Annotated in this window: 1 protein-coding gene; it reads left to right on the top strand. The window is 43.3% G+C overall.

Annotated elements, in window-relative coordinates:
* Positions 1-34 precede the first annotated feature (34 nt).
* Positions 35-506, top strand: a 472-nt coding sequence (locus tag ACS8FC_RS21205) for a UvrD-helicase domain-containing protein (protein ID WP_439298231.1), incomplete at its 3' end; no start/stop codon positions are given.

Genomic DNA, 506 nt, shown 5'->3' with positions numbered 1-506 from the left:
CGCTCCAAAACAAAATGTAAGGCAATATCCGATAATGACAACCTCGATTTTTGACACACGCCGCTATAAATATCCACAAAACTTCCTTGAGATGAAGCCAAAACTTGCTCGACTTGAGCAGGCCATCAAAAAGCTAGAGACAAACCTCATTGATACTAATGAGCAAGCAAACACGAAGTTGTTGACGCAAAGATTGGATAGTCATTTAGGGTTGAAAGTAGATTATGCCAGTGAACTTAATCCCGATCAGCTCATGGCTGCCACTACTATCGAAGGTAAAGTGTTGGTGATTGCGGGTGCAGGATCGGGCAAAACCAAAACCTTGACCTACCGCACCAGTTATTTGCTCGAAAACGGTATATCGCCTAAAGAGATATTACTGCTGACTTTTACGCGCAAAGCGGCAAACGAAATCAAAGATCGCGCTAAGTCTTTGCTGGCAAGTAGTCTTTCAAATCAAGAGCTATCTGATGATGCATTGGCTGAAGATAAGCTGCCAACCGACA

Source organism: Psychrobacter sp. 1Y4, from assembly GCF_051847555.1.
This window is presented reverse-complemented; position numbering and strand designations above follow the sequence as displayed.